23 protein-coding genes are annotated in these 26,111 nt (G+C 34.9%); 17 read left to right on the top strand and 6 right to left on the bottom strand.

Features of this window, described 5'->3' with window-relative positions:
* Position 1 precedes the first annotated feature (1 nt).
* Both serA and ACPLVF_RS05370 read left to right on the top strand, forming a co-directional pair.
* The gene (serA, locus tag ACPLVF_RS05375; protein WP_424906804.1) at positions 2–976 is read left to right on the top strand and encodes a phosphoglycerate dehydrogenase; all 975 of its coding nucleotides are present in this window, start codon (positions 2–4) and stop codon (positions 974–976) included.
* 131 nt (positions 977–1,107) lie between these two features.
* Positions 1,108–1,500: a Fur family transcriptional regulator gene (locus ACPLVF_RS05370; protein ID WP_424906843.1), complete on the top strand. Its 393-nt coding sequence runs from the start codon at positions 1,108–1,110 to the stop codon at positions 1,498–1,500.
* A gap of 54 nt (positions 1,501–1,554) precedes the next feature.
* On the opposite strand, the gene ACPLVF_RS05365 is transcribed toward ACPLVF_RS05370, so the two are convergent.
* On the bottom strand, positions 1,555–4,266 hold the full coding sequence (locus ACPLVF_RS05365; RefSeq protein ID WP_424906803.1) for a calcium-transporting P-type ATPase, PMR1-type: 2,712 nt from the start codon (positions 4,264–4,266) through the stop codon (positions 1,555–1,557).
* Positions 4,267–4,590: 324 nt separating this feature from the next.
* Here ACPLVF_RS05365 and ACPLVF_RS05360 point away from each other — a divergent pair, with 324 nt between their 5' ends.
* From ACPLVF_RS05360 to ACPLVF_RS05295, 14 genes are all read left to right on the top strand, one after another.
* The gene (locus ACPLVF_RS05360) at positions 4,591–4,890 is read left to right on the top strand and encodes a LysO family transporter (RefSeq protein WP_424906802.1); all 300 of its coding nucleotides are present in this window, start codon (positions 4,591–4,593) and stop codon (positions 4,888–4,890) included.
* Positions 4,847–5,446, top strand: a complete 600-nt coding sequence (locus tag ACPLVF_RS05355) for a lysine exporter LysO family protein (RefSeq protein WP_424906801.1) — start codon at positions 4,847–4,849, stop codon at positions 5,444–5,446. Before ACPLVF_RS05360 ends, ACPLVF_RS05355 begins: the two co-directional genes overlap by 44 nt.
* A gap of 39 nt (positions 5,447–5,485) precedes the next feature.
* Entirely contained in the window at positions 5,486–5,956 is a 471-nt protein-coding gene (locus ACPLVF_RS05350) for a QueT transporter family protein (RefSeq protein ID WP_424906800.1), read from the top strand.
* Positions 5,957–5,966: 10 nt separating this feature from the next.
* Entirely contained in the window at positions 5,967–7,046 is a 1,080-nt protein-coding gene (gene mltG, locus ACPLVF_RS05345; RefSeq protein WP_424906799.1) for an endolytic transglycosylase MltG, read from the top strand.
* A 26-nt stretch (positions 7,047–7,072) separates the two neighbouring features.
* Positions 7,073–8,299 carry a peptidase U32 family protein gene (locus ACPLVF_RS05340; protein WP_424906798.1) on the top strand — a complete coding sequence of 409 codons (1,227 nt, stop codon included), beginning with the start codon at positions 7,073–7,075 and terminating at the stop codon, positions 8,297–8,299.
* Between the two features lie 41 nt (positions 8,300–8,340).
* Positions 8,341–9,927, top strand: a complete 1,587-nt coding sequence (locus tag ACPLVF_RS05335; RefSeq protein ID WP_424906797.1) for a peptidoglycan D,D-transpeptidase FtsI family protein — start codon at positions 8,341–8,343, stop codon at positions 9,925–9,927.
* A 141-nt stretch (positions 9,928–10,068) separates the two neighbouring features.
* Entirely contained in the window at positions 10,069–11,355 is a 1,287-nt protein-coding gene (locus ACPLVF_RS05330) for a YjiH family protein (RefSeq protein ID WP_424906796.1), read from the top strand.
* A gap of 97 nt (positions 11,356–11,452) precedes the next feature.
* The gene (gene hutU / locus ACPLVF_RS05325; protein ID WP_424906795.1) at positions 11,453–13,096 is read left to right on the top strand and encodes a urocanate hydratase; all 1,644 of its coding nucleotides are present in this window, start codon (positions 11,453–11,455) and stop codon (positions 13,094–13,096) included.
* A gap of 14 nt (positions 13,097–13,110) precedes the next feature.
* The gene (locus ACPLVF_RS05320) at positions 13,111–14,346 is read left to right on the top strand and encodes a helix-turn-helix domain-containing protein (protein ID WP_424906794.1); all 1,236 of its coding nucleotides are present in this window, start codon (positions 13,111–13,113) and stop codon (positions 14,344–14,346) included.
* A gap of 92 nt (positions 14,347–14,438) precedes the next feature.
* Complete coding sequence (gene hutU, locus ACPLVF_RS05315) at positions 14,439–16,088, top strand: urocanate hydratase (protein WP_424906793.1); 1,650 nt, start codon at positions 14,439–14,441, stop codon at positions 16,086–16,088.
* 22 nt (positions 16,089–16,110) lie between these two features.
* Positions 16,111–17,013, top strand: coding sequence for a glutamate formimidoyltransferase (gene ftcD, locus ACPLVF_RS05310; RefSeq protein WP_424906792.1), 903 nt, complete (start codon positions 16,111–16,113; stop codon positions 17,011–17,013).
* 59 nt (positions 17,014–17,072) lie between these two features.
* On the top strand, positions 17,073–18,323 hold the full coding sequence (gene hutI, locus ACPLVF_RS05305; RefSeq protein ID WP_424906791.1) for an imidazolonepropionase: 1,251 nt from the start codon (positions 17,073–17,075) through the stop codon (positions 18,321–18,323).
* Positions 18,324–18,341: 18 nt separating this feature from the next.
* A complete protein-coding gene (locus tag ACPLVF_RS05300; protein ID WP_424906790.1) occupies positions 18,342–20,024 on the top strand; it encodes a formate--tetrahydrofolate ligase in 1,683 nt (560 codons plus the stop codon).
* A gap of 29 nt (positions 20,025–20,053) precedes the next feature.
* The gene (locus ACPLVF_RS05295; RefSeq protein WP_424906789.1) at positions 20,054–20,680 is read left to right on the top strand and encodes a cyclodeaminase/cyclohydrolase family protein; all 627 of its coding nucleotides are present in this window, start codon (positions 20,054–20,056) and stop codon (positions 20,678–20,680) included.
* Position 20,681: 1 nt separating this feature from the next.
* Here the strand turns inward: ACPLVF_RS05295 and ACPLVF_RS05290 are convergent, their stop codons facing one another.
* Together ACPLVF_RS05290 and ACPLVF_RS05285 are read right to left on the bottom strand one after the other, a co-directional pair.
* Complete coding sequence (locus tag ACPLVF_RS05290; protein WP_424906788.1) at positions 20,682–21,767, bottom strand: GerAB/ArcD/ProY family transporter; 1,086 nt, start codon at positions 21,765–21,767, stop codon at positions 20,682–20,684.
* Positions 21,754–23,247: a spore germination protein gene (locus ACPLVF_RS05285; RefSeq protein WP_424906787.1), complete on the bottom strand. Its 1,494-nt coding sequence runs from the start codon at positions 23,245–23,247 to the stop codon at positions 21,754–21,756. Before ACPLVF_RS05285 ends, ACPLVF_RS05290 begins: the two co-directional genes overlap by 14 nt.
* Positions 23,248–23,365: 118 nt before the next feature.
* On the opposite strand from ACPLVF_RS05285, the gene sigK reads away from it, so the two are divergent.
* Positions 23,366–24,088, top strand: a complete 723-nt coding sequence (sigK, locus tag ACPLVF_RS05280) for an RNA polymerase sporulation sigma factor SigK (RefSeq protein WP_424906786.1) — start codon at positions 23,366–23,368, stop codon at positions 24,086–24,088.
* 18 nt (positions 24,089–24,106) lie between these two features.
* Here the strand turns inward: sigK and ACPLVF_RS05275 are convergent, their stop codons facing one another.
* From ACPLVF_RS05275 to rd, 3 genes are read right to left on the bottom strand one after another with little or no spacing between them, the layout of a single operon-like run.
* Positions 24,107–25,321 (bottom strand): FprA family A-type flavoprotein, encoded by a 1,215-nt coding sequence (locus ACPLVF_RS05275; protein WP_424906785.1) that lies wholly within the window; start codon positions 25,319–25,321, stop codon positions 24,107–24,109.
* Entirely contained in the window at positions 25,300–25,803 is a 504-nt protein-coding gene (locus tag ACPLVF_RS05270; RefSeq protein ID WP_424906784.1) for a ferritin family protein, read from the bottom strand. Before ACPLVF_RS05270 ends, ACPLVF_RS05275 begins: the two co-directional genes overlap by 22 nt.
* A 3-nt stretch (positions 25,804–25,806) precedes the next feature.
* Positions 25,807–25,968, bottom strand: coding sequence for a rubredoxin (gene rd, locus ACPLVF_RS05265; RefSeq protein ID WP_424906783.1), 162 nt, complete (start codon positions 25,966–25,968; stop codon positions 25,807–25,809).
* Positions 25,969–26,111: the final 143 nt, after the last annotated feature.

Below are 26,111 nucleotides of genomic sequence, written 5' to 3'. Positions count from 1 at the left end.
AATGAATAAAATGAAGGTATTAATTGCTGATAAACTTTCGGAAGAAGGAATGGAATTAATTAAAAGAGAATTTGAAGTGGAAGTTAAGACAGGGCTTAGTGAAGATGAATTAGTAAATATAATAAAAGATTACGATGCGTTAATTGTAAGAAGTGCTACAAAGGTTACGAGGCGAATTATTGAAAACAGTAGGTTAAAGGTAATAGGAAGAGCTGGAGTAGGAGTAGATAATATTGATGTTGAAGCTGCAACTGAAAGGGGTATCCTTGTAGTAAATGCCCCTTGCAGTAATACAATTGCGGCTTGCGAATTAACTTTAGGGCTTATGTTTTCTCTTGTAAGGAACATTCCACAGGCCAACCAAAGCATAAAAGAAGGAAAATGGGAAAAAAATAAATTTTTAGGTACTGAGCTTTATAGAAAAACCTTGGGCGTTATAGGGCTTGGAAGAATAGGTAGAGAGGTTGCAATAAGGGCAAAAGGTCTTGGCATGAATGTCATAGGCTATGACCCTTATATTTCTAAAACTACTGCTGCACAGTATAAAATAAGGATGACTAATTTTGAAGAGCTTTTGAAAACTTCAGATATAATTACAATCCATACCCCCCTCACAAGAGATACGTATCACTTAATAGGGTATAAAGAATTTGAAATGATGAAAAAAGGTGTTTATATTATAAATTGCGCCCGAGGAGGAATAATTGACGAAAAGGCTTTATATGATAATCTGATAAGTCAGAAGGTTGCCGGCTGTGCCTTGGATGTATTTGAAAAGGAGCCTCCCGAAAATAATCCTTTGCTGCAACTTCCAAACGTAATAGCTACACCTCATATCGGTGCTTCTACAAAAGAAGCTCAAAAGATGGTTTCGATAGAGATAGCTGAGGAGGTTATTAATGCATTAAAAGGTGAACCTGTAAGAAGTTGTGTAAATGCCTTGACAAATACTTTTCAAAAGGAATATACTATCTAAAGAAAAATTTTTCGGGAGGGTCATTATTGTCAAATATAACAGAAGGAAATAGAAAGAAGGACTTGACCGAGGAAGAAAAAAGGAAGAAAATCAAAGAATTAGAAAACAAGTTAAGGGATAGAGAATTAAAAATGACTCCGCAAAGGAGAGCAACTTTAAGTGTTTTTTTAGAAAATCCTTCAAAACATATGAGTACAGAGGAAATTTATTCTCTTGTTAAAGAGAAATTTCCTGATATTGGCCTTGCTACGGTTTACAGAACCCTTCAACTATTTGATGAAAACGATATAATTAAAAAACTTAATTTTGGAGACGGTTGTTTTCGCTATGAATTAAGTCAGGAAGAAGATAAACATTCCCATCATCATCTTTTATGTTTAAAATGCGGTAGGGTATTTGAATTTGATGAGGACTTGCTTGATAATTTAGAAAAAGAGATAGAAAAAAGAAATGATTTTGAAATTGTAGACCATATGGTAAAATTCGTAGGATACTGCAGTGAATGCAAATCTAAAGACAAATAATAAAGCTGTTGACACCTTTTTAAAAAGGTTGCCAACAGCTTTATTTATTTTTTTTCAAGATTTAAGGTCCTTTTTTAAAAACAATTTACTGATTTCTGCAGCTGCAAAGGGGATTAAGCCAAAAGCTATTATAAAAAGCCAATCATTGATGGACAATGAAACAGTATCGAAAACATTGCTGAAAAAGGGAATGTACAAAACCACCAGAAGCAATATAAATGATATAGATGTACCCAAAAGCATGTAAGAGTTTGAGAAAAATCCTATTTTGAAGATGGATTCTGTTTCGGAGCGGGAAGTGTAAGCCCTTAGAAGTTCTCCGAATATCAGTGTTACGAAAGCATAAGTACGAGCCTTTTCCAACGGAAAGTTTGCGCTTAATGCGTAGTAAAATGCTCCAAGTATAGCAATTGTCATAAAAGTGCTTTGGACCGCAATCTGTATTCTCATTTTTCTATCCAGAATAGGTTCTTCTGGTTTTCTTGGAGGTATTTCCATTATGTATTTTTCTTTTTGCTCCATGCCTAAAGCAAGGGCAGGGAAGGCATCAGTTAAGAGATTTAACCATAAAAGCTGTATAGGCTTTAACGGTACGGGAAGACCCAATAGCATTGCCAGAAATATTATAAGTATTTCGGCTATATTGCAGGATAGAAGGAAAAAGATGAATTTCCTTATATTCGAATAAATGGTTCTACCTTCTTCAACTGCTGCAACAATGCTCGCAAAGTTATCATCTGTTAAAATCATATCTGCTGTTTCTTTTGCCACATCAGTGCCTGTAATTCCCATTGCAATACCGATATCGGCTTTCTTTAAAGCAGGAGCATCGTTAACTCCATCTCCTGTCATTGCGACTATATGATTGTTTTTCTTAATTGCCTCGACTATTTTTAATTTATGGATAGGAGAAACCCTTGCGTAAACACTAACATCCTTAGAAAGAGAAGCCAATTCTTCGTCGCTTAAATTATCAAGTTCTGCGCCGGTTAGGACCTTTGATTTATCTTCAATTAACCCTAATTCTTTTGCAATGGCTATAGCGGTATTTTTGTAATCACCTGTAATCATAACAGGTTTAATACCGGCTTTTTTGCATATCTTAATTGCTTCAATTGATTCAGGGCGGGGTGGGTCTATCATGCCGATCAGCCCAACAAAAACTAAATTATTTTCTATATTCTCATAAGAAACATCTCTGGGCATATTATCAAAGGGCCTATAAGCGAAAGCGAGCACTCTTAAAGCATTTGAAGATAGTTCTTCGTTAACTTTTAATATTTCTTCCCTGTCTTTTAAGGACATAGGATAAACATTATCATCTCTATAAATCTGGGTTGAAAGGTTAAGTATTATATCAGGAGCTCCCTTTACGAAAGCAATTGTACCTTCAGGTGTAATGTGAAAAGTTGTCATTCGTTTTCTATCGGAATCGAAAGGGATTTCTCCAATTCTCGGCATAATTTTTTCTAATTCTTTTTTATCTAAATTTGCTTTTGCTGCGGCTACTACTAAGGCACCTTCAGTAGGATCTCCTACAATTCTGTAAGTTTTTTCACACTCGTGTTCTAAACCACTTTCTTCTAAAGAGGAGTCATTGCATAAAGCGCCTATTTTTAAAAGCAAAGAAAGGTTAGCATCTGTTGAGGGTTCGATTTTTTGACCATTGTAAATAAAATCTCCTGTTGGTTTATACCCTTCACCGGAAATATTATAAAGTTTACTGTTGGTAAAAGCTTTAACTACCGTCATTTGATTTTGTGTAAGTGTTCCGGTTTTATCTGTGCAAATCACAGTGGTACTGCCTAAGGTTTCTACTGCATGGAGTTTTTTAATTAGGGCATTTCTTTTTACCATCCTTTGCATTCCTAACGCCAAAACTATAGTAACGATTGCGGGTAATCCTTCAGGTATAGCAGCAACAGCAAGGCTCACTGATGTCATGAACATTTCTAAAAAATTTACTCCTCTAAAAATCCCAAGCAAAAATACCACACCACATATTATTAAGCTTACAATCCCCAAAACCTTTCCCAATTCCTGCAGCTTTTTTTGAAGGGGTGTTTCTTCTTCTTCATAAGACTCAAGCATTTTTGCGATCATACCGATTTCTGTATGCATACCTGTTGAAACCACAACACCTTTACCTCTACCGTAAGTTACTATTGTACCCATAAAAGCAGTATTTTTTCTATCTCCCAAAGGAATTTCTTCATTGAATACAATGTTTGCATTTTTCTCAACTGGAACCGATTCACCGGTTAAAGCAGCTTCATCTATTTTTAAATTTAAACTTTCTATGAGCCTTAAGTCAGCAGGTACAAAATTTCCTGCTTCTAATAAAACTATATCTCCAGGTACCAATTCCTTAGCAGGAATTGTTTTTACAATGCCGTCCCTAATAACTTTTGCTTCAGGTGCTGCCATCTTTTTAAGTGCTTCCATTGCTTTGCCTGCTTTATATTCTTGTAATACCCCGAGGATTGCATTTAATACTACTATTAAAATAATTACTACAGAATCGGTGATTTCGCCTAAGAAAATAGATATAATGCTTGCAGCAATAAGTATAAGCACAAGAAAATCTTTAAATTGCGAAAGGAGCATTTCAAAAATAGACGGTCCTTTTTTCTCAACCAATTCATTGTACCCATACTTTTCTAATCTTTTCATTGCTTCTTGGGTTGATAAACCTTTTTCAATGTGGGTGTTTAAAATTTTGGGAACCTCCTCGTGATGTACGGTATACCACTTTTTTACTTCCAAAAAAATCCCTCCTTTAATACTTATTATTTTTAGAAAAAAGTCAATAAATTATTTTAAAGTATAAATAAAATAAGAAAAGTTTACATAGGCAAAAGGGAAAATAAAAAGACCTTCGACACAGCTTTCATGCTGTGCCGAAGGTCTTGCCATCCTCTGAAAGGATGATAAAGCCAGGCAGGAATATCTGCCGTGATGGTGACTTTACCTCTTGGCTACTCCCCTTCGCCACGTTCTTAATTATACCAAAACTATTATTGATTGTAAAGAATATATATATTTGACTAAAAACACTGTATAATATAAACTGGAAAAGGGGGATTTTCATTGCAGTACATATTTTTGAGCCTTATTTTTGGTATAGCCATAGGTTATTATGGAAAAATTACCATTAACCAGAAGTTAATTGATAGAATTATAAATATAAATCTTTTTGTACTTTTATTTTTGATGGGCTTCAAACTTGGAGCCAATGAAAGATTGTTGAAAAGTTTAAATTTCATTGGATTTAAGGCAATTGTCCTTTGTATTTTTTCTATCTTGGGAAGCATTGTTTTATTGAAAGGAGTAGAGGAAAAACTTTATGAGCAGAATGATAATGATAGCAGTAGTATCCGGGATGATTAGCGGCTTATTATTTAATAAATTTATATTTTTTACTAATTTAGACCTTATAATAACCCTTTTGCTCTTGATTCTTATCTTCTTTATCGGTTATGATTTATCTAAAAAAAAGGATATAATATTCAAAATAAAGGAAAAGGGTTTAAATCTCCTTATTATACCTTTTGTAATAGGTATAGGAAGCATTATAGGAGCAAGTATTGGCGGTATTTTTTTAAAAATGCCTATAAGTGAAGCAGCTGCAGTAGGTGCTGGGTGCGGTTGGTACAGCATGTCGGGTGTTTTGTTATCTCAAATCAAAGGTCCTGAACTTGGAACAATTGCATTTTTGGCTAATGTTTTAAGGGAGTTAACAGCCTTTTTATTTCTTCCTTATTTTAAGAAAATAAGTAAACTTGCTCCGATAGGTGTTTGCGGTGCGACAGCTATGGATACTACACTCCCATTAATATCAAGGGTATTGGGATTGGACTATACAGTTATAGCTTTAATTTCAGGTTTCATTTTAACAATGATTGTTCCCGTAATTTTGCCTATTGTTGTAAAATTTCCTTTTTAATGATGAGCGGAAATAAGTATTGAGCAGGGAGGAAAAGTGATGAAAAAAATAGAATACATAATAAAAGCAGCTATTATAGGGGCTATTTATGCATCCCTTACTTATCTTTTAAAGCCTATAAGTTATGGACCTATTCAGGTAAGGGTTTCTGAAGCATTGACATTGATTCCCCTTATTGATTCTTCATCGGTATTAGGGCTTTTTGCAGGCTGTATGATTGCAAACATTTTAGGAGGGCTTGGTCCTTGGGATATTTACGGAGGGAGCCTTATTACCCTGATTGCAGCATACTTGACCAGCAGAATGCCTAATGAGTATTTAGGGGCTTTATGGCCTATAATATTAAACGCCTTTGGAGTATCCTATTACCTTTCATTCTTATATCACATGCCCTATTGGATTACGGTATTATATATTGCGGTAGGTGAAGCAATAGCTGTAATATTTTTAGGTATTCCATTGATTAGGTTTATAAAAAAATCCGGCTTAATAAAGTATTTTAAAAAGTGAGGGACAGCTTTTGAATACAAAGGCAGCCTTTGAGAAGTTTAAAGACAGTTTATTACTAAAGAATAAAAATTTAGTTTATTTTACTGTTTTTTTTATATTATTTTTGATTATTACTTTTGCATATTTATACGTTAATGTTAATTTAAATCCCGTTTCTGACGAAAAAATTCAAGTGGATTTTGAAGTAGAAGAGGGTAAAAATGCAAAGCAAATAGCTGATACTTTAAAAGAAAAGAATCTCATAAGGAATTCTTCAATATTTTATTTATATGCCAAATTAAAAGGTTACGATACAAAAATTAAAGCCGGAGATTATATTTTAAGTCCTTCGATGTCATCAAAGGTAATACTTTTAAAATTAGTCAAGGGCGAAACCTTTTTAGAAAAAGTGACAATCCCTGAAGGATCTAACTTAAAAGAAATTGCTAAGATATTTGAAGAAAAAAGGCTGGTAAAAAAAGACGAGTTTTTAAGGGAAGCAGTAGCAAAAAATTTTAAGGATAAGTTTGATTTTCTAAAAATCCTACCTGATAATGCTACATTAGAAGGTTTCTTATTTCCAGATACATATTTTTTTCCAAAAAATAAACCCGCAAGGTATTATATAGAAAAACTTATTAAACGTTTTGAAGAGGTATATTTTGGTATACCTGATGTAAAATTATTGGAGGAAAAATTAAATTTAAATACTTTACAGGTGGTTACATTGGCTTCTATTATCGAAGAAGAAGCAAAAATTGATAAAGAAAAGCCGATAATTTCAGCTGTTTTTCATAATAGGATAATAAAAAATATTCCTTTGCAATCCTGCGCTACTGTTGAATATATATTGGACGAACATAAGGAAAGATTAACATTGGAAGATTTAAAAAAAGATTCGCCATACAATACTTATCTTTACAGAGGGCTTCCGCCAGGTCCTATATCATCACCGGGATATAAAGCTATTATCGCTGCATTAAAGCCTGACAAAAACGATTATTTATACTTTGTATCGAACGGAGACGGCTCGCATACTTTTAGTGTAACCTATCAGGAACATTTGAAAGCAAAAAATCAGCAAGATAGGAATAGTAATACCGAAAAATAAAAATTATAAAACTGGAGGATATTCGAATGAAAAAACCTGAACTATTAGCTCCTGCAGGAAATTTAGAAAAATTAAAATACGCAATAGTTTATGGAGCAGATGCGGTTTATGTGGGCGGAAAGGATTTTAGCCTGAGGGCAAAAGCGGATAATTTTTCCTTAGAGGAACTTGAAGAAGGAATAAATTTTGCTCATGAAAGAGGTAAAAAGGTATATGTAGCAATAAATATATTTCCCCACAATGAAGACCTTGAGGCTATGCCATCTTTTATTAAAAGAGTAGCACTAATGGGTGCTGATGCTTTTATCTTGTCAGATCCCGGAGTTTTTACCCTTGTGAAAGAACTCGTGCCTCATATAAAAATACACCTCAGCACACAGGCAAATTCTATAAACTGGAGAAGCTGTATTTTTTGGCATAATATAGGTGTTAACAGGATCATTCTTGCGAGGGAGCTCAGCTTAAAAGAAATAAAAGAGATTAGAGAAAAGGTCCCTGAAACCTTAGAATTGGAAGTTTTTGTGCACGGTTCTATGTGTATATCCTATTCAGGCAGGTGTCTTTTAAGCAATTACCTTACTTTTCGCGATGCAAACCGAGGAGAATGTGCTCATCCTTGCAGATATAAATACTACTTGGTTGAAGAAAAAAGGCCTGGCCAATATTTCCCGGTGTTTGAAGATGAAAGGGGCACTTATATTTTCAATTCAAAGGATTTGTGCATGCTTGATAAACTACCTTTACTTCTTGAAACGGGAATAAACAGCTTAAAAATAGAAGGTAGGATGAAGAGCCTACACTATGTAGCTCAGGTAACAAAGCTTTACAGAGAAGCTATTGACAGTGCAGTAGAAAATCCTGATGGATTTGTTTTTAAAGAAGAATGGAAGCAAGAACTTTTAAAAATAACCCATAGGGAGTACACTCATGGTTTTTATTTTGGTAAGCCCGATGTAAATGCTCAAATTTATACATCAAGCACCTATTCTAAAGAATACGAATTTGTTGGAGTTGTAAAAGAGTACAATAAAGATACAAAAAAGGCTTTTATAGAACAAAGGAATCCTGTAAAGGTGGGAGATAAAATAGAGATTTTAAGCCCTGACAAGAAAAGCTTTAGTTTTGTGATAAATAAAATGTGGGATGTAGAAGGCAATGAAATCGATAAAGCGCCTCATCCAAAGCAAATTTTCCAGATTGAAGTAGATATTCCGCTGAAGCCATACGATATATTAAGAAAACCAGCTGAATAAATTGTTAAAAAGAGGGAAAACCTACCTTTTGGTGATGATTTATGGAAAAGGGTAGGTTTTATTTTTTACACCGAATGTTTTTGGTTTGTATAATAATATTGGTTGCAAGGTTATTTTTAATACAAATTTTAGAAAGGCCATATTTATATGAAAAAGCAATTTCTCAATGGACGAGGCCGGAAGAAAAAGCAGTAAGGGGAGGAATCTATTCAAGGAACAATTTTTTACTTCTCGATACCACGAGAAAAAAAGTTGCTTACATCTCTCCCGGTTGGCTCAATGAGGACAAAAAAAACATATTGATTAAAAAAGGAATAATAGAGGAGAAGGATTTAAAGGAACCTTATATTAAAATAACCGAGGCGTCAAAAATTAAAACTATTGAGGAATTTGAAAGGGTAAGCCCGGGGATACTGATTTACAATGAAATCGAAAGGTATGGCGAAAATGCTTTGGCTACTCACCTGGTGGGATTGGATGGTAAAAGCGGTATTGAAAAAGCCTACGATAAAATACTTGGACAGTCTAAGAAAAATGAAGAAATATTTTTTGACGGAATCGGCCAGCCTATTAAGGGGACAATTAAAGAAAGCAATAAAACTTCTTGGGGAGTATATTTGACAATTGATGAAAATATTCAAAAAAAAGTGGAAGAAATCTTGGATAAAGAAGTAAATAAGGGTGCGGTGGTTGTATTGGATGCAAAAACGGGAGAAATACTTGCTATGGCAAGCCGCCCTAATTTCAAACAAAAATTTGTGGAAAATTATTTAAATGACCCCGATTCTCCTTTATTAAATCGAGCGTTAATGCCTTATATTCCCGGTTCCATATTTAAACTTGTGGTCCTCTCAGCTGCATTGGAAGAAAATATAACAGATCTTGATGAAGTCTTTGACTGCCCCGGTTATATAAAAGTTGGGGGAAATATTTTTAAATGTGCAAGTTACAAAAACGGAGGCCACGGCAAGATCACTTTAAAAGATGCTCTTGCGCACTCCTGCAATGTGGTTTTTATTGAATTGGGCTTGAGGCTTGGTAAGGAAAAAATAGTTGAATATGCAAAAAAGTTTGGCCTTGGAGAAAAAGTATTAGAGGATATACCTGAGGAAAAAGCTGGGTTTATACCTGATCCCAAAAATTTATATTATCAGGACTTAGGGAATATATCCATTGGGCAGGGGAAGATTCAAATCACACCTATCCAAGCAGCAAAAATGATGTTAACAATAGTAAATGAAGGACGTGAGATTAAGCCCCATGTGGTCAAAAAAATAATAAATAAGGATGAACAGATAATATTTGATGATAGCAATGTCAATTATGTTGGCAAAAGAGTAATTTCACAGGAAACTGCAAATAAGATTAAAGAGGCTTTGAAAGCTGCATGCCTTTACGGGAGTGCTGTTAAGGCTAATTTACCAGATGAGAAAAAAAGTGCTGGGAAAACGGGTACTGCAGAGTTAGGAGATGGTACTACCCATGCATGGTTTGTGGGTTATTACCCTTACGATGATCCAAAATATATAGTTTCAATTTTCCTTGAAAAAGGAGGCTCAGGCCCTTCAAATGCAGCACCTTTATTTGCAAAGATAATACAGGAAATAAAGGGTTTACAGAATCTGTAGCAAAAATCATGCTACAGATTTTTTGTTCCCTGATTTTTTAAAGCAAAATAATACTCATATAAAGCAATAAATAAAAGAGGTTTTTGAATATAAAATATAGAAAATAAATTACAAAAATTATTGAAAAAGGAGGGCGAAATTATGAATAAGTCCGGTTCTGCATTAAGGTTTTTGATTTATAGTGCGATAGGATTTTTTATGTTTTTTATTCCCGTTAATTTTAATGGAAGTTCATCAATACCTATTGACCACATAGTAACATGGATACGTCAAAATTTAGCGAAACCTGCTTTAATTTATGCCTTAATTGTTACAGCAATTGGAGCTATTATGCCTTGGATTAATGGAGTTTATAAGAAATCCAAAGTAGATTTTATTTTTTCGATTTTTAAAATTGCAGGTATAATAATAGCCCTTATTGTTTATTTCAATGCCGGACCTAAATGGATGATGGATCCCAATGTTGGTCCTTTTCTACTAAATAAATTAGTTGTTCCAGTAGGCCTGATTGTTCCTATAGGTTCGGTATTTTTGGCATTCTTAGTTGGTTATGGTCTTATGGAATTTGTTGGAACTCTTTTACGGCCCGTAATGAGAACGTTATTTAAGACACCTGGAAGATCAGCAATCGATGCTATTGCTTCTTTTGTAGGAAGCTATTCAATAGCTCTTTTGATTACAAACAAAGTTTTTAAAGAAGGGAAATATACCATAAAAGAAGCAGCAATAATAGCAACAGGATTTTCAACCGTTTCTGCAACTTTTATGATTATTGTTGCAAAAACTTTAAAACTCATGGATATGTGGAATACATTTTTCTGGGTAACTTTTTTTGTAACATTTATAGTTACGGCTGTTACTGCGAGAATATGGCCTTTATCTAAAAAGCAAGATGAGTATATTGGAACACCGAATCCTGAAAAGGAGGTAAAAGGCAATCTATTGGCTATTGCTTGGGAGGAGGCTTTAAAATCAGCTTCAGAAGCTCCCGATATTTGGAAAAATATAGTGCAAAATTTAAAAGATGGTTTTAAAATGGCTACATCTATTTTGCCTACAATTATGTCTGTAGGATTTTTAGGATTAATTCTTGCAAAATATACTCCTCTTTTTGATATAATAGGATGGATTTATTATCCTTTTACAGCTATTCTAAGGTTGCCACAGCCTTTTTTAGCCGCAAAAGCATGTGCTGTCGAAATTGCAGAAATGTTTTTACCTGCTATGATTGCTGCTGAAGCTCCGATTGTCACTAAATTCGTAGTAGGAGTAGTTTCGATATCAGCAATACTTTTCTTTTCTGCTTCAATTCCTTGTATTCTATCAACTGAAATACCTTTAAATCTTGCTGAAATACTAGCTATATGGGTAGAAAGAACCATATTATCTATTATTTTTGCTGCAATAATAGCAATGGTAATATTTTAAAAACTTGTTAATATTTAGAGGTAATTATTTGAAATTTATAAAATGGAAGTATATGATTAAAATAATAAATATTTTTATTTATACGAGGATGATTCATATGTCAATTTTCAAATCACCTACCGGGGAAAACATATCTTGCAAAAGCTGGCAGCAGGAGGGGCTTTTGAGGCTCCTCCTGAACTGTCTCGATCCTGATATTGCCAAAAAACCTAAGGAATTAATAGCCTACGGAGGGTGTGGAAAGGTAGCAAGGAATTTAGAGTGTTTAAATGCAATTATAGAAGCACTTAAAAGTTTAGAAAATGATGAAACCCTTTTAATTCAATCGGGCAAACCTGTAGGTATTTTCAAAACCTTTGAATTTTCTCCACGAGTAGTGATGGCAGGTGCTTTACTTGTCCCTAAATGGGCAACCTGGGAGACCTTTTATGAATTAGAAAAAAAAGGACTTACCTCTTACGGGCAGTCTACAGCAGGTTCATGGGCTTTTATAGGCACACAAGGGATTTTACAGGGGACGTGGGAAACCTTTTTACAGGTTGCTATTAGACATTTTAACGGAAGTTTAAAGAAAAAGATTGTTCTTACTTCGGGGCTTGGAGAAATGGGTAGCGCCCAGCCTCTTGCTGTTACAGGCTTAAGAGGTATAGCTATTGTGGCTGAAGTAGATAAAAATGTTATTAAGAAAAGGTTGCTTTCAAATGTTATCGATGTAATGGTATTTTCAGTAGAAGATGCTTTGGAAATAGCTTTAGAATACAAAGAAAGAGGAGAACCGCTATCCATTGGTCTAATTGGAAATGCTGCTGATGTTTATGAAAAGCTTTTGGAAAAAGATTTTATTCCGGATGTGGTTACAGATCAAACGCCTGCTCATGACTTGAAAAGTTATGTTCCTTCTGGGCTGCTGCCTGAAGAAGCTGCATCGATGCGGGAAGCTGACCCGGAAAAATACGAAATAATTGCAAGACAAACTATAAAAAGGCATGTGGCAGCTCTTATAGAATTCAAGCGTAAAGGTGCTGTGGTGTTTGAATACGGTAATAACTTAAGGGAACAGGGAAAATTATCAGGTGTGGATTCTTTTAATGTTATCCCTAATTTTGCTTCAGAATACATAAGGCCGTTATTTTTCGAAGGAAGAGGTCCCTTTAGATGGGTAGCCCTTTCGGGAGACCCTGAGGATATTTATAGAACCGATGAGGTTTTGTTAACACTTTTTAAAAATGATAAAAAGATAATAAACTGGATTGATTTTGTAGAAAGAAGACTTTCCTTTCACGGTCTTCCCGCAAGGGTGTGCTGGTTGAACTTTTATGAAAGAGCTTTGTTTGGGAAAATTATTAACGAAATGGTCAAATCGGGGGAATTAAAGGCACCTATTGCCATTACAAGGGATCATATGGATGCTGCGTCAATGGCATCTCCTTTCAGAGAGACGGAAAATATGAAGGATGGAAGCGATGCCATTGCTGACTGGCCTGTATTAAACGCTATGTTGAATGCTGGTTGTGGAGCAACTTTAGTAGGTGTGTTTCAGGGTGGAGGAGTAGGAATAGGTTATTCTATACATTCAGGGATGACCGTTATTGCCGACGGTTCAAAAGAAGCTGATATAAGGTTGGAAAGATCTCTTCAAGCTGATGCTCAATTAGGTGTAATAAGATATGCTGATGCTGGATATGAAAAAGCAAGGGAGATAGTAAAAAGTCCACTATTTACAGCAAAAGTTATTACTTAAGGGAGAAATTTACTATGGAGAAAAGTAAGATATTAGATTTTGCTCGAAAGGGTTTTTTAAAAGATCTTTTGTTTAACAATTTTGATAGTGTAAAGGAAATTTGGTATCTTTTAAAACAGTTGAATATTAGTATAATTCCCAATACGGTAATGGTCATAAGCCATGACAATTATTATTCAGAAACCATAAATAAAAGTGAAGCCCAAAAAAGGGCTTTAAGAAAAAAGTTTATGGGAATAATGGAAAAAGCAATTTCAGCAGTCAATGGATATTATGTTGAAATTGACGAACAGCGATATGCTGCCGTTTTCGAGTTAAATTATTTTGAAGAGGAAGAAAAATTACAGGCTTTTAAAATTGCGGAAAAAATAAAAAATGATATTGAAAAAGATGCAGGAGTTTTTGTTTCCATAGGGATAGGTACTAGATACAGCAATTTAGATAGCCTGCATCTTTCCTTTAAAGAGGCTTTGGAGGCGCTAAATTGTAAATTTTATCTTGGGCAAAGCCAAGTTATTCATTTTGCTGATATATATCCACAAAAGGATGAAATTGGTGTTTTTTCGATAGAGATTGAATCTAATTTATCTGTTAAAATTTTAAGCTGTGATAAGGAAGGAACCTTCAATCTTATCGACGAGCTTTTGAATTCTATAAAAAGAAATAAAATCTATAATCCTGTAAGCATAAAAAGCAGGGTAATTGAAATTTTATCTTTGATATTAAAACTAGCGTTAGAATCTGGAGTTGATAAAGAAAAAATTAGTGGTTTAAGTAGAAAGTATTTTGAAGGAGTTTTAAAAAGCGATAATATTGTGGAACTGGAAAATCAAGTAAAAGAATATATAGAAAATATAATTAATGAGATATTTAATATTAGGAAAAGGATAAACCTTCAAGCCTTCGAAAAAGCATTGGAATATATAAGGAATAATTACAAAAAAAATATTACTTTAGAAGAGGTTTCAAACTATGTGCATCTAAGCCCTTATTATTTCAGTCATGAATTTAAGAATTTTACGGGAATGAACTTTATTGACTATCTGACGAAGATTCGCATAGAAAAGGCTATTCACCTTTTGTCTACTACAGATATGAGTGTGAAAGAAGTAGGAAAAAGCGTAGGCTATCAAGACCCCAATTACTTTGGAAGAGTATTCAAAAAGGAAGTGGGAATATCGCCAAAAAATTTTAAGGAAAGCAAAAAAATCCCAGGTGGACAAATTTTTTTTAGAGGAAATGAGATATAAATAAAGAATTATAAAAGTGAAAAAATAAATAAAATTAAATTTTAGAATTTAGCAAAACGTTATTTTATTCAATATTTTGGGGAGGTAATATAATGGAAAGGGTAATTCGCGCCCCAAGGGGTAATAAACTAACCTGCAAGGGCTGGCATCAGGAAGCAGCCCTGAGGATGCTTATGAATAACTTGGATCCTGAAGTGGCAGAAAGGCCAGAAGATTTGGTGGTATACGGAGGAGCCGGCAAAGCTGCGAGAAACTGGGAATGCTTTGATAAGATTGTAGAAGCGTTAAAAAATCTCGAAAACGACGAGACCTTATTAATACAGTCGGGAAAGCCCGTTGGCATTTTTAAAACTCACCCTATGGCACCTCGAGTGCTGATATCAAATGCCATGCTGGTTCCGGCATGGGCAAATTGGGAGACCTTTTGGGAGCTTGAAAAAAGAGGGCTTACCATGTACGGGCAGATGACTGCAGGAAGCTGGATATATATAGGCACTCAAGGGATAGTGCAGGGAACCTATGAGACTTTTGCTGCATGCGCAAATAAGTATTTTGGAGGTTCATTAAAAGGGAAACTCGTGTTAACGGCCGGTATGGGTGGTATGGGCGGCGCACAGCCTTTAGCAATTACTATGAACGACGGTGTGGCTTTGGTGGTAGAGGTAGATAGAAAAAGGATCGAAAAGAGGATAAAAACAAGATATTGTGATGTTATGGTTGAAAATTTAGATGAAGCATTAAATATTGCTTTAAAAGCAAAGGAAGAAGGAAAAGCAATTTCTATCGGCTTGGTTGGCAATGCAGCCGAGGTTCACCCCGAATTGGTGAGAAGAGGAATAATACCCGATGTGGTGACCGATCAGACTTCAGCGCATGATCCTTTAAACGGATATGTCCCAGCTCATATGACTTTACAAGAAGCCATTGAACTTAGAAAAACAAACCCCAAGGAATACATTGAAAAAGCTAAGGCAAGTATGGCCGAACATGTAAGGGCAATGCTTGAAATGAAAAAACGGGGAGCAATAGTCTTTGAGTACGGCAATAATATAAGAAGACAAGCTTATGACGCAGGCGTAAAGGATGCCTTTGAAATCTTAGGTTATGTTCCCGAGTTTATAAGGGATCTTTTCTGCGAAGGCAGCGGTCCCTTCCGCTGGGCAGCGCTTTCAGGCGACCCTGAAGATATTTACAGGACCGATGAAAAGGTACTGGAATTATTCCCGGAAGATAAGCATTTAGCAAAATGGCTGAAACTTGCAAAAGAAAAAGTGGCTTTTCAAGGCCTTCCGGCCAGAATATGCTGGCTAAGATACGGGGAAAGGGCAAAAGCTGCTCTTGCCTTCAACGAAATGGTAAAAAATGGAGAATTAAAAGCGCCGATTGTAATAGGTAGGGACCATCATGACACCGGTTCTGTAGCTTCACCCTATAGGGAAACAGAAGCTATGAAGGATGGCAGTGATGCTATAGCCGATTGGCCCATATTAAATGCTTTACTTAATGTGGCTTCAGGAGCTTCATGGGTATCCGTTCACCACGGTGGAGGAGTGGGTATAGGCTATTCTATTCATGCAGGTGTAGTGGTAGTAGCGGACGGCACCGATGATTCAGCCCTCAGAATTTCCAGGGTTTTAAACAACGATCCGGGTACAGGTGTAATGCGCCATGCCGATGCTGGTTATGAAATTGCAATAAGGACTGCTAAAGAAAAAGGGATTAAAATGCCTATGCTGAAGTAAAAAAATTGAGGAGGAAAATATAATGACAAAAATAGTTGAATGCATACCTAATTTTAGCGAGGGAAGGAGAAAGGAAATTATAGAAAAAATTGCAGAAGAGATTAAAAAGGTTCCTAAGGTAAAACTGTTGGACTATTCTTCTGACCAAAACCACAACAGGAGCGTATTTACCTTTATGGGGGAACCAGAAGCGGTAAAGGAAGCAGCCTTTTTATCGGCAAAAAAGGCTGTGGAGCTAATAGATATGACAAAGCATAAGGGTGAGCATCCAAGGATGGGAGCAGTGGACGTTATACCCTTTGTGCCAGTGAAAAATGTTACGATGGAAGAATGTGTAATACTTTCAAAGGATTTAGGGAAAAGGATTGCAGAAGAACTTTCAGTCCCGGTGTTTTTATATGAGGCTTCCGCAACAAGGCCGGAAAGGAAAAACCTCGCGGAAATTAGAAAGGGCGAATTTGAGGGGATGCCTCAAAAGCTGAAAGACCCGGCATGGATGCCCGATTTTGGAAAACCTGAAATACACCCCACAGCTGGGGTTGTAGCGGTAGGTGCAAGAATGCCCCTTATTGCTTATAATGTGAACCTCAACACTTCAGATATTAACATAGCAAAAAACATAGCAAAAGTTATAAGGGAAAGCAGCGGGGGATTAAAGAATGTTAAAGCAATTGGAGTAATGCTTGAAGACAGGCAAATTGCTCAGGTTTCCATGAACCTCACTAACTACGAGCAAACAGCCATTTACAGGGTATTTGAGCTAATTAAGATAGAAGCAAAAAGATATGGTGTGGAAATCATCGGAAGTGAAATTGTTGGCATTACACCGATGAAAGCCCTTATAGATACAGCGAAATATTATTTGAGATTAGAAAATTTTAATGAAGAAAAACAAATCTTAGAAAATTATCTTATCAGTGAATAAAGCGGGGAATACCCCCGCTTTATTCTAAAATATTTAAATTTTTTTCAGGAGGATGGCGGATGAACTTAATAATAAGGAATATAGGAGTTATAGCCACGCCGCATGGGGAAAAGGCAAAAGGAGGGGAAAAACAGGGCGAAATAAGTTTTTTAAAAAATGTTTTTTTAGTAATTAAAGAGGGGAAAATAGCCTACATAGGAGAAGAAAGCAAAAAAACGGATATTGAATATTTAAAAAATAATTTTTGTTATGAGGAGATTGATGCCGAGGGAAAGCTTGTGACACCGGGTCTTGTTGACCCCCATACCCATCTAATATTTGCAGGGTGGAGGCAAAAAGAGCTTTCATTGAAGATAAAAGGGTATAAATACCTTGATATATTAAAAATGGGTGGAGGAATTTTGCATACTGTAGAAAAAACAAGAAAAGCTACATTGGAAGAACTTGTCCAGGGTGCAAAAAAATCCCTTTATACCATGCTTTCATACGGTACTACCACCTGTGAAGCAAAAAGCGGATATGGATTAAATACAGAAGATGAGCTAAAAACCTTGAGGGCTGTAAAAATTTTAAATGAAAGTCAACCTGTGGAAATAGTGCCTACATTTATGGGAGCCCATGCAGTACCAAAGGAATATAAAGACAAAAGGGAGTATATAAGAATTGTTAAAGAAGAAATGATTCCAAAAGTAAGGGAAGAAAACTTGGCAGAGTTTTGCGATGTTTTCTGCGAGGAAGGTGTATTTGATCTAAAGGAATCTGAAGAAATTTTGGAACAAGGCAAAAAATACGGCCTTATACCTAAAATTCATGCAGATGAGATTACTTCAATGGGTGGAGCAAAGCTTGCGGCTAAGGTTGGAGCAATTTCAGCAGAGCACTTAATACATGCAGATGATGAAGGCATAGAAGAATTGGCGAAAAAAGGTGTAATTGCTGTGCTCTTGCCAGGGACTTCCTTTTACCTTAATGAAGATTTTGCAAGGGCAAATTTTATAAAACAAAAAAATGTTCCCATCGCCCTTGCCACTGATTTTAATCCAGGGTCTTCACCAAACGAGTCTTTGCAGATAGTTATGAACCTTGCATGTTTAAAGTATAAATTGACCCCAGAAGAGGTATTGACTGCCGTTACATTAAATGCAGCAGCTGCAATCAATAGAGCATCAACTATAGGTTCTGTTGAAATTGGCAAAAATGCTGACATAGTTATTTGGGAAGCAGAAGACCTGGATTTTATATGCTATCATTACGGAACAAATCTTGTTAAAAGGGTTATCAAAAAGGGGAAATTGGTTTTTGAAAAATAAATGAAGGGGGTTTTTATAATGAAAAGCGATATTGAGATTGCAAGAGAAGCGAAATTAAAGGATATAGGAGAAATTGCTGAAAAGCTTGGTTTAACAGAAGATGATATTTCGCGATTTGGTAAATACAAGGCTAAGGTAAACCATAGATTATTAGAAAAGCTAAAGGACAGAAAAGATGCAAAGCTTGTGTTAGTAACTGCAATAAATCCAACACCTGCAGGTGAAGGAAAAACTACTACAACAGTTGGTTTGGGAGATGCTTTAAATAGACTCGGCAAAAAGGCGATGATTGCCTTAAGGGAGCCTTCCTTAGGGCCGGTGTTTGGAGTAAAGGGCGGAGCAGCTGGTGGTGGTTATGCTCAGGTGGTCCCTATGGAAGATATAAATTTGCATTTTACCGGTGATTTACACGCAGTAACAGCTGCAAATAACCTACTTGCTGCCATGACGGATAACCATATATATCATGGTAATAGTTTAAATATCGATCCTCGCAGGATTACTTTTAAAAGGGTTATGGACATGAATGACAGGCAGTTGAGATTTATTGTAAACGGCCTTGGAGGAAAGGCAAATGGAGTACCAAGGGAAGACGGTTTTGATATAACTGCGGCATCGGAAGTAATGGCTGTGCTTTGCCTTTCAAAGGATTTGGAGGATTTAAAAGAAAGGCTTTCAAATATTATAGTGGGTTACAGCTATGATGGTAATCCCGTTAAGGCAGCGGATTTAAAAGCACAGGGAGCTATGGCAGCACTTTTAAAAGATGCGATTAACCCAAACCTTGTCCAGACTATTGAAGGTAATCCTGCTTTTGTACACGGTGGTCCTTTTGCAAACATTGCCCACGGATGCAACACCCTTATTGCAACTAAACTTGCAATGAAACTATCGAACATTGTGGTTACTGAAGCAGGTTTTGGAGCGGATTTGGGTGCGGAAAAATTTCTGGACATAAAGTGTCGTATAGGAGGAATGTGGCCCGATGCTGTAGTAATTGTTGCAAGCATCAGAGCCCTAAAACTCCACGGAGGAGCGGCAAAAGAGAGCTTAAATATAGAAAACCTTGATGCCCTGAAAAAAGGAGTAAGAAACCTTGAAAAGCATATAGAGAATATAAAAGATATATTTAATATACCTGCAGTAGTGGCAATAAATCAATTTCCTTCGGATACTCAAAGAGAATTAGATTATGTAAAAAAATTCTGTGAAGATAAAGGAGTATATGCAGAAATTTCAAGAGTTTTCTCTGAAGGCGGAAAAGGCGGAGAAGCACTTGCACATAGAGTTTTGGAGTTAATAGAAATAGAAAATGACAAAAAGGATAAAAATAACTTTTTATACCCTCTCGAACTTTCCATAAAAGAAAAAATAGAAATCATTTCTAACAAAATTTACGGTGCAATTGGAGTGGATTATACGAAAGAAGCAGAAAGAGATATAGAAATCTTAGAAAAATTAGGATACAGCAAACTTCCTATATGCATGGCAAAGACTCAATATTCTCTTTCTGATAACCCAAAGCTCTTAGGAAGGCCTGAAGGGTTTAAGATAACGGTTCGTCAGGTAAAAATTTCGGCAGGGGCTGGCTTTATAGTGGCAATTACAGGAGAAATAATGACCATGCCGGGACTATCAAGAGTACCTGCTGCTGAAAAGATTGACATAGATAAAGAAGGAAATATTTTTGGTTTATTTTAATAGCAAACTTTAAAATTGGGGGATGCAGTATGATTTTTCAGGAATTTAAAATTTCGGATTTTCTTGAAGAACTCTCTTCGAAAAGCCCTGCACCAGGCGGAGGTACAGCCTCCGCTTTAATGGGTGCTTTAGGAGTGTCGCTTCTTTGTATGGTGTGTAATTTAACAATTGGAAAAGAAAAATTCAAGGAAAAAGAGCCTATGGTTAAGGAAATTTTAGAAAAAGCAAAGGTTTTATTAGAGGATTTCAAAGATTTGATGGATGAAGATACAGAAGCATTTAAAAAGGTATCAGAGGCTTTAAAGATGCCAAAAAGTACAGATGAAGATAAAAAAAGAAGAAATGAAGCATTACAACAAGCTTTAAAAGAAGCTGCGGAAACACCCTTAAAAATTATGGAGAAGGTTAAAGAAGCGTCAAAGCTTTTGAAAAATGCTTTATCCAATACAAATCCATCAACTGTTACAGACCTTGGAGTAAGTGCTCTTGCATTAAAAAGCTCCCTTTTAGGTGCATGGCTGAATGTTAAGATAAATTTGAAAAGCATTGATGATGAAAAATTTAATATTGATTTGCAGAAAAAAATGGATGAAGTATTAACAGTGGAAAAGGATTTAAACACTATCTTTGAGGAAATTAAAAGCCTTTTAAATTAATTTATGTTTTTTTAATCTTTAACAGTATATAATAGACAAAGGGTATTATAAAGCAAGCGGGTAAAGTCAACATTTCTGCAAAAGAAAGCCATACTTCAATTTCTTCCATATTTTTGGGTATTAAAGAAAGCAAGAATATTATAGGGAAAACCATATCCACAGATAATCCTAATTCTTCAAGCCTTAAAAGACTTTTTAAACACGTGGATGCTGCAAAATAATACGAAGAAATTGTAGTAAATACTGTAATTATCCATAAAGAAATGGCAAGAGCATCTATTCTTTCTAAGAATTCACCAGGTACTATTATTCTTTTTGATAATTCAAAGCAGGGCCATTTGAATATTTTTGCTTCTTCCAAGCCAAGACAGGAAAAAATCATTATTGTAATGAAAATGTAAAATATTACTGTAAAAAGGTTGGAAGATAATACAATTTTTACGGTTTTGTTTGGATTTTTAAGATTAGGACCTATTAACAACAATATTTCAAATCCTACTAAGCTGAATAAAACTTTGTAAGAACCTGTAAAAAATTTTTCAATAGGTATATCAAAAAGGGGAAGCAATCTTGTAAAATCTGCTCTTGAAATACTAAGAAGGTGTATTAAAATACAAGGTATTACCCAATAAGGGGTAAGAATATAACACGTTCGAGCTAAGGCTTCTACCCCGACGCGTATTAAATAAGCTGATATCAAAATAAAGCAAATTACAACAAATTCTTTAGGTGTATGCCTCAATAGAAAATTGTTTATTGCTTCAGAAAAAATTTGTATTACTGTTACTGTTATAATTGAAAAGTATAAAAAATAAAATATTTTTATTAAAAATGAGATTGCTTTACCGAAAAATATGTCAGACATATCTAATGCGTTCATGGAAGTGCTTTTTTTTGCTAATTGAGCAACGAAATAACTGCCAATAAAATTAAATAAACCGCCAGTTATTAATAACATCCATCCATTTTGTCCTGCCTCTTGAGCAAGGGTATGAGGAAGCATTAGTATACCTACACCTATTGTTGCATTTATCAATAAATATATTGTCTGCTTTGTGGTGATTTTGTCGTTGTCAAACACCTGCATTTTTATCACCATCATTCAATTTTTTTTGATCAAGGGGTTGCAGGTAATCGGGCCTCTCTTTCATAAAAGGAAGTGGGGCTCTGATGGCTACATCCTGCATTTTTTCTGGATCTAAATTTACGAAGGGATAAAGATATGCTATACCCAAACTCTTTAAAGTTACAAGATGGCAAATTATTAGGATAAAACCCATTATAATACCAAAAAGTCCAGCGATTGAAGCAAACAGAAGGAAGATAAATGTTAATATTCTAAAGGCTATTGCGATGCTGTAATTGGGAATAGCAAAAGAAGAAATGGCGTTTAAAGCAATGACGATTACCATGATTGGGCTTACTATTCCCGCCTTTACTGCAGCTTCTCCGATCACTAAACCTCCCACTATACCTATGGTTTTACCAATAGGACCGGGGAGCCTTACTCCTGCTTCCCTTAAAACTTCTAAAATAATTATCATCAATAAAGCCTCTATAGGTGATGAAAAAGGTACATTTTCTCTTGTAGAAGCAATGGAAAGTAAAAGATCAGCTGGAATCATTTCAGGATTAAAGGATGTGAATGCTACATATAATGCAGGTGCAGAAGTAGCAAAAAATAGTGCTAAGAAGCGTAGGAATCTGATGATCATTGCAATATACCATTTTTGATAGTAATCCTCAGCAGACTGAAATAGACTTAAAAAAGTTGTAGGACCAATTAATGCATAGGGAGTGTTGTCACATATTATGGCAAAATTCCCTTCTAACAGCGAACCTGCAACGACATCAGGCCTTTCCGTCCTTCTAAATTGTGGGAAGGGAGATAACCAATTGTCTTCGATTAATTGTTCTATGTAACCTATTTCAATGATACCGTCTATATCGATTTTATTTAACCTCTTTAATACCTCATCAATCAGTTTTGGATTAGCAATTCCTTGAATGTATAAAATACCTACATCAGTTTTTGTGTGTCTTCCAAGCTTGATTGTTTTAATTTTTAAGTTGATATCTTTCAACCTTCTTCTTATTAAAACAATATTTGTCCTATAGTTTTCTGTAAAACTGTCTTTTGGGCCTAAAATTACAGCTTCTGCTGAGGATTCTGAGACGCTCCTTTTTTCATATCCTTTCGAGCTTATTATTATTGCTTCATCAAACCCATCTATAAATAAAGCTGTATCTCCTGAAAGAACAAAATCAAATACTTTATCTAAACTTTTTTCGTTTTTAATATCAACAGCAGTTAAGACTGTTGTTTCAATTATTTTTTTCTTTAAAATATCTAAGTTAAAAATTTTTTCTTTGTAGAATAGATTTAAGGATTTTATTATGTGTTCTTGAATTAAATTTTTATCAGCAAGGCCATCAATAAACAACAAAAATGCTCTTAGCTTAGGAAAATTATCTTCAATGTTAATTTCTCTTAAAATAATATCTTCAGAATCTAGCTTTTCTTTGATTATTTTTATATTTTCTTCCAATTTTTTATAAACATTCATTTTTACGCTCCTCCTCTTTTTTATTATTTTTACCAATTTCATTAAAAAAATTTTTAGACTTGCACAATTTAAAGCACAAGGGCATATACTAAAGTAACGCCGAGGGAGGAGGTATTTTATGTTGGATAAATTGGCGTTACTTGGTGCCCTTGGTATTTTACTATTAAAAGAACTTTTTTCGCTTTTTGGTTTTATATCTGATAGTGAAGCGTTTCCACAGCCTCTTTCCCCTGAAGAAGAGGAGAAGTATTTAGAACTTTTCAGGAAAGGGGTAAAAGAAGCGAGAGATATTCTTATTGAGCGGAATTTAAGGCTTGTTGCACATGTAGTTAAAAAATATTCAAATAGAAGTGAGGAAATTGAAGATTTAATATCAATAGGAACGATTGGACTTATAAAAGCCATTGATACTTATGACAAAGATAAAGCAAGTAGGCTTGCAACATATGCAGCAAGATGTATTGAAAACGAAATCTTAATGAGTTTGAGGTCAACAAAAAAATTTAAAAATGAAGTTTTTTTGCAGGAGCCAATAGGAATCGATAAAGAAGGAAACGAAATATCATTAATAGATATATTGGGCAGTGATACCGATGCAGTTTTAGATGAAATTGCAAACAAATTTGAGAAAAAAAGGATGATAGAAAAGATAAAAAACTCGCTAAAGGGTAGGGAAAAAAAGGTTTTGGAGCTGCGATTTGGCCTTTCTAACGGAGTAGAAAGGACACAAAGAGAAGTAGCAAAAATGTTAGGGATTTCCCGCTCGTATGTGTCAAGAATAGAAAAGAAGGCAATTAAAAGATTATCTGAAGAACTTTTAAATAAAAAAAGCTGCGATTGATAACCGCAGCTTAAAATTTTAAAAGCTATTTTTTATTATTTTTGCTATTTCTTTTGCTTTTTCAATGATTTCTTGTTTTTCATTGTAATCAGGAGTCATATTGATAAGTAAGGGTTCACAAATGATTTTTATTCCGATTTCTTTCATTTTTTCATTCAATTCTTTTACACCTAAGCCTGCCCATCCGTAAGTACCAAAGGCCATGCCCAGCTTGCAGTTTGGTTTTATGATTTCTAAGAAAGTTAAGAAAGCATACATCAAGGGATGGATTCCTTTAACAAAGGTTGGAGTACCCAAAAGTACCGCACTAGCTTCTAAAGTCTCTGAAAGGGCTTCAGAAAAAGGAGTATTGGCAAGATCAATTACTTTTACGGGTATGTCCTCTTTTGAAAGGCCTTCACTTAGAAGTTCTGCTATTTTTTCTGTTCCCTTCCACATGCTGACATATGCTACAATGGCTTTTTTCGTTTCCGGATTTAAGCACCACTTTTTATAGTAAGATAGCATGTCTTTTACTGCATTGCCTTTTAAAATAGGGCCGTGTGAGGGAGCTACAATATTTGGCGACAATTCTTTTACCTTATCTACCCCTTTTAACGCCTGTTCCCAATAAGCCCTCATAAGAAAAGTATAGTAATCCCTTGATTCTTCAATTATTTTTGAAACATCTTCAATTATAAGGGGTTCTGCCACAACCTGCGTACCAAGAAAATCTGTAGAAAATAATATCTGCTTTTCAGGTATAAAAGCAAAAGTAGTATCAGGCCAGTGAACCATGGGGGTTTCATAAATTTTTATGGAAAAGTCTTCAAATTTTATTGTATCACCATCTTTTATTATATTTATTTTTTCTTCGGGTATTTGATAGAGTTTTTTTATGAAATTGGCACACTTTTTAGTGCATAATATTTTAACCTTTGGTGCATTTTGCAAAATAAAGGGTAAAGATGAAGAATGATCGTTTTCGGAGTGAAGTAAAAGGATAAAATCTAAATCATTAATTGGAATAATTTCTTCTATGTTCTTTTTCAAATCTTCCTTATATTTTTCGTAAACCGTATCAATCAAAATATTTTTTTCACCTAAAAGGAGATAGGAGTTATAAGACCCTCCATTTACAGAAAGTCCATGAAAATCTCTTAAAGGCCAATCGTTTACTCCTACCCAGAATATGCCATCATCAATTTTTTTTAAAGTCATATTATCACCTCTTACATGTTCATCCAGTTCCATACCTTGCTTTCTTCTTCCGAATACCAGACTTCAGATTCCGTAAGGTACCTATATACATTATCGAGAGATTCAAGGTGTTCTTTTTCCTGCTCCATAAGTCTTTCAAAAAATTCTTTTTCCTTTCCTTCTGCATTTTGAAAAAATTCTTTATACATTTCGTAGCCTTTTTTTTCTAATTCCATTGCAAGCTTATAACCTTCTACATGATCAAGGGGGATTTTTCTTTTTTCTTCTTCTAATTCATAAAATACTTTTTTTATTTCATCTTCCATTTTTTTACCATCGCTTAATTCTTTATGCCCCTCTTCAAAACTGCCTTTTTCAAAAATGTCTTCAATCGAACGAATGTGTTCTTTTTCCTGCTCTGCCAAGGATTCAAAAAGCCTTTTGGCAAGGGGCTGGGTTATTTCACCTGCAATTTTTTTATAAAATTCAAAACCCTTTCTTTCAAATTCAATAGCTTTTTTATAAGCTTCCTTCAAGTTTTAATCCTCCTCTTCAAACATATCTTTACCTGCACCGCATACAGGGCATGTCCAATTATCGGGTAGCGCCTCGAAAGGGGTTCCCGGCTTTACTCCATTTTCAGGGTCGCCCTTTTCAGGGTCGTATACATAACCGCAGACTTCGCAAACGTATTTTTTCATATAAAAATTTCCTCCTTTTAAAGTATTATTATTTAATTTTAAACTAATATATCAAGAATTCCATAATTTTTCAACTTTATTTTAAAATTGAGCTTTTTGCTTTGTACCATTTTTTTTAATTTCTATCACAAATTTATTGCATT

The organism is Thermovenabulum sp. (genome assembly GCF_049701175.1).
Taxonomy (GTDB): domain Bacteria; phylum Bacillota; class Thermosediminibacteria; order Thermosediminibacterales; family Thermosediminibacteraceae; genus Thermovenabulum.
Note: the sequence above shows the minus strand (reverse complement) of the source record. Positions and strands in the feature narration are given on the sequence as shown.

What these genes read in the sequence shown, in the direction of transcription:
- serA (WP_424906804.1), top strand. Translation starts at nt 2, where the DNA reads ATGAATAAAATGAAGGTATTAATTGCTGATAAACTTTCGGAAGAAGGA.
- ACPLVF_RS05370 (WP_424906843.1), top strand. Translation starts at nt 1,108, where the DNA reads ATGACTCCGCAAAGGAGAGCAACTTTAAGTGTTTTTTTAGAAAATCCT.
- ACPLVF_RS05355 (WP_424906801.1), top strand. Translation starts at nt 4,847, where the DNA reads ATGAGCAGAATGATAATGATAGCAGTAGTATCCGGGATGATTAGCGGC.
- ACPLVF_RS05350 (WP_424906800.1), top strand. Translation starts at nt 5,486, where the DNA reads ATGAAAAAAATAGAATACATAATAAAAGCAGCTATTATAGGGGCTATT.
- ACPLVF_RS05340 (WP_424906798.1), top strand. Translation starts at nt 7,073, where the DNA reads ATGAAAAAACCTGAACTATTAGCTCCTGCAGGAAATTTAGAAAAATTA.
- ACPLVF_RS05335 (WP_424906797.1), top strand. Translation starts at nt 8,341, where the DNA reads ATGGAAAAGGGTAGGTTTTATTTTTTACACCGAATGTTTTTGGTTTGT.
- ACPLVF_RS05330 (WP_424906796.1), top strand. Translation starts at nt 10,069, where the DNA reads ATGAATAAGTCCGGTTCTGCATTAAGGTTTTTGATTTATAGTGCGATA.
- hutU (WP_424906795.1), top strand. Translation starts at nt 11,453, where the DNA reads ATGTCAATTTTCAAATCACCTACCGGGGAAAACATATCTTGCAAAAGC.
- ACPLVF_RS05320 (WP_424906794.1), top strand. Translation starts at nt 13,111, where the DNA reads ATGGAGAAAAGTAAGATATTAGATTTTGCTCGAAAGGGTTTTTTAAAA.
- hutU (WP_424906793.1), top strand. Translation starts at nt 14,439, where the DNA reads ATGGAAAGGGTAATTCGCGCCCCAAGGGGTAATAAACTAACCTGCAAG.
- ftcD (WP_424906792.1), top strand. Translation starts at nt 16,111, where the DNA reads ATGACAAAAATAGTTGAATGCATACCTAATTTTAGCGAGGGAAGGAGA.
- hutI (WP_424906791.1), top strand. Translation starts at nt 17,073, where the DNA reads ATGAACTTAATAATAAGGAATATAGGAGTTATAGCCACGCCGCATGGG.
- ACPLVF_RS05300 (WP_424906790.1), top strand. Translation starts at nt 18,342, where the DNA reads ATGAAAAGCGATATTGAGATTGCAAGAGAAGCGAAATTAAAGGATATA.
- ACPLVF_RS05295 (WP_424906789.1), top strand. Translation starts at nt 20,054, where the DNA reads ATGATTTTTCAGGAATTTAAAATTTCGGATTTTCTTGAAGAACTCTCT.
- ACPLVF_RS05290 (WP_424906788.1), bottom strand. Translation starts at nt 21,767, where the DNA reads ATGCAGGTGTTTGACAACGACAAAATCACCACAAAGCAGACAATATAT.
- ACPLVF_RS05285 (WP_424906787.1), bottom strand. Translation starts at nt 23,247, where the DNA reads ATGAATGTTTATAAAAAATTGGAAGAAAATATAAAAATAATCAAAGAA.
- sigK (WP_424906786.1), top strand. Translation starts at nt 23,366, where the DNA reads ATGTTGGATAAATTGGCGTTACTTGGTGCCCTTGGTATTTTACTATTA.
- ACPLVF_RS05275 (WP_424906785.1), bottom strand. Translation starts at nt 25,321, where the DNA reads ATGGAACTGGATGAACATGTAAGAGGTGATAATATGACTTTAAAAAAA.
- rd (WP_424906783.1), bottom strand. Translation starts at nt 25,968, where the DNA reads ATGAAAAAATACGTTTGCGAAGTCTGCGGTTATGTATACGACCCTGAA.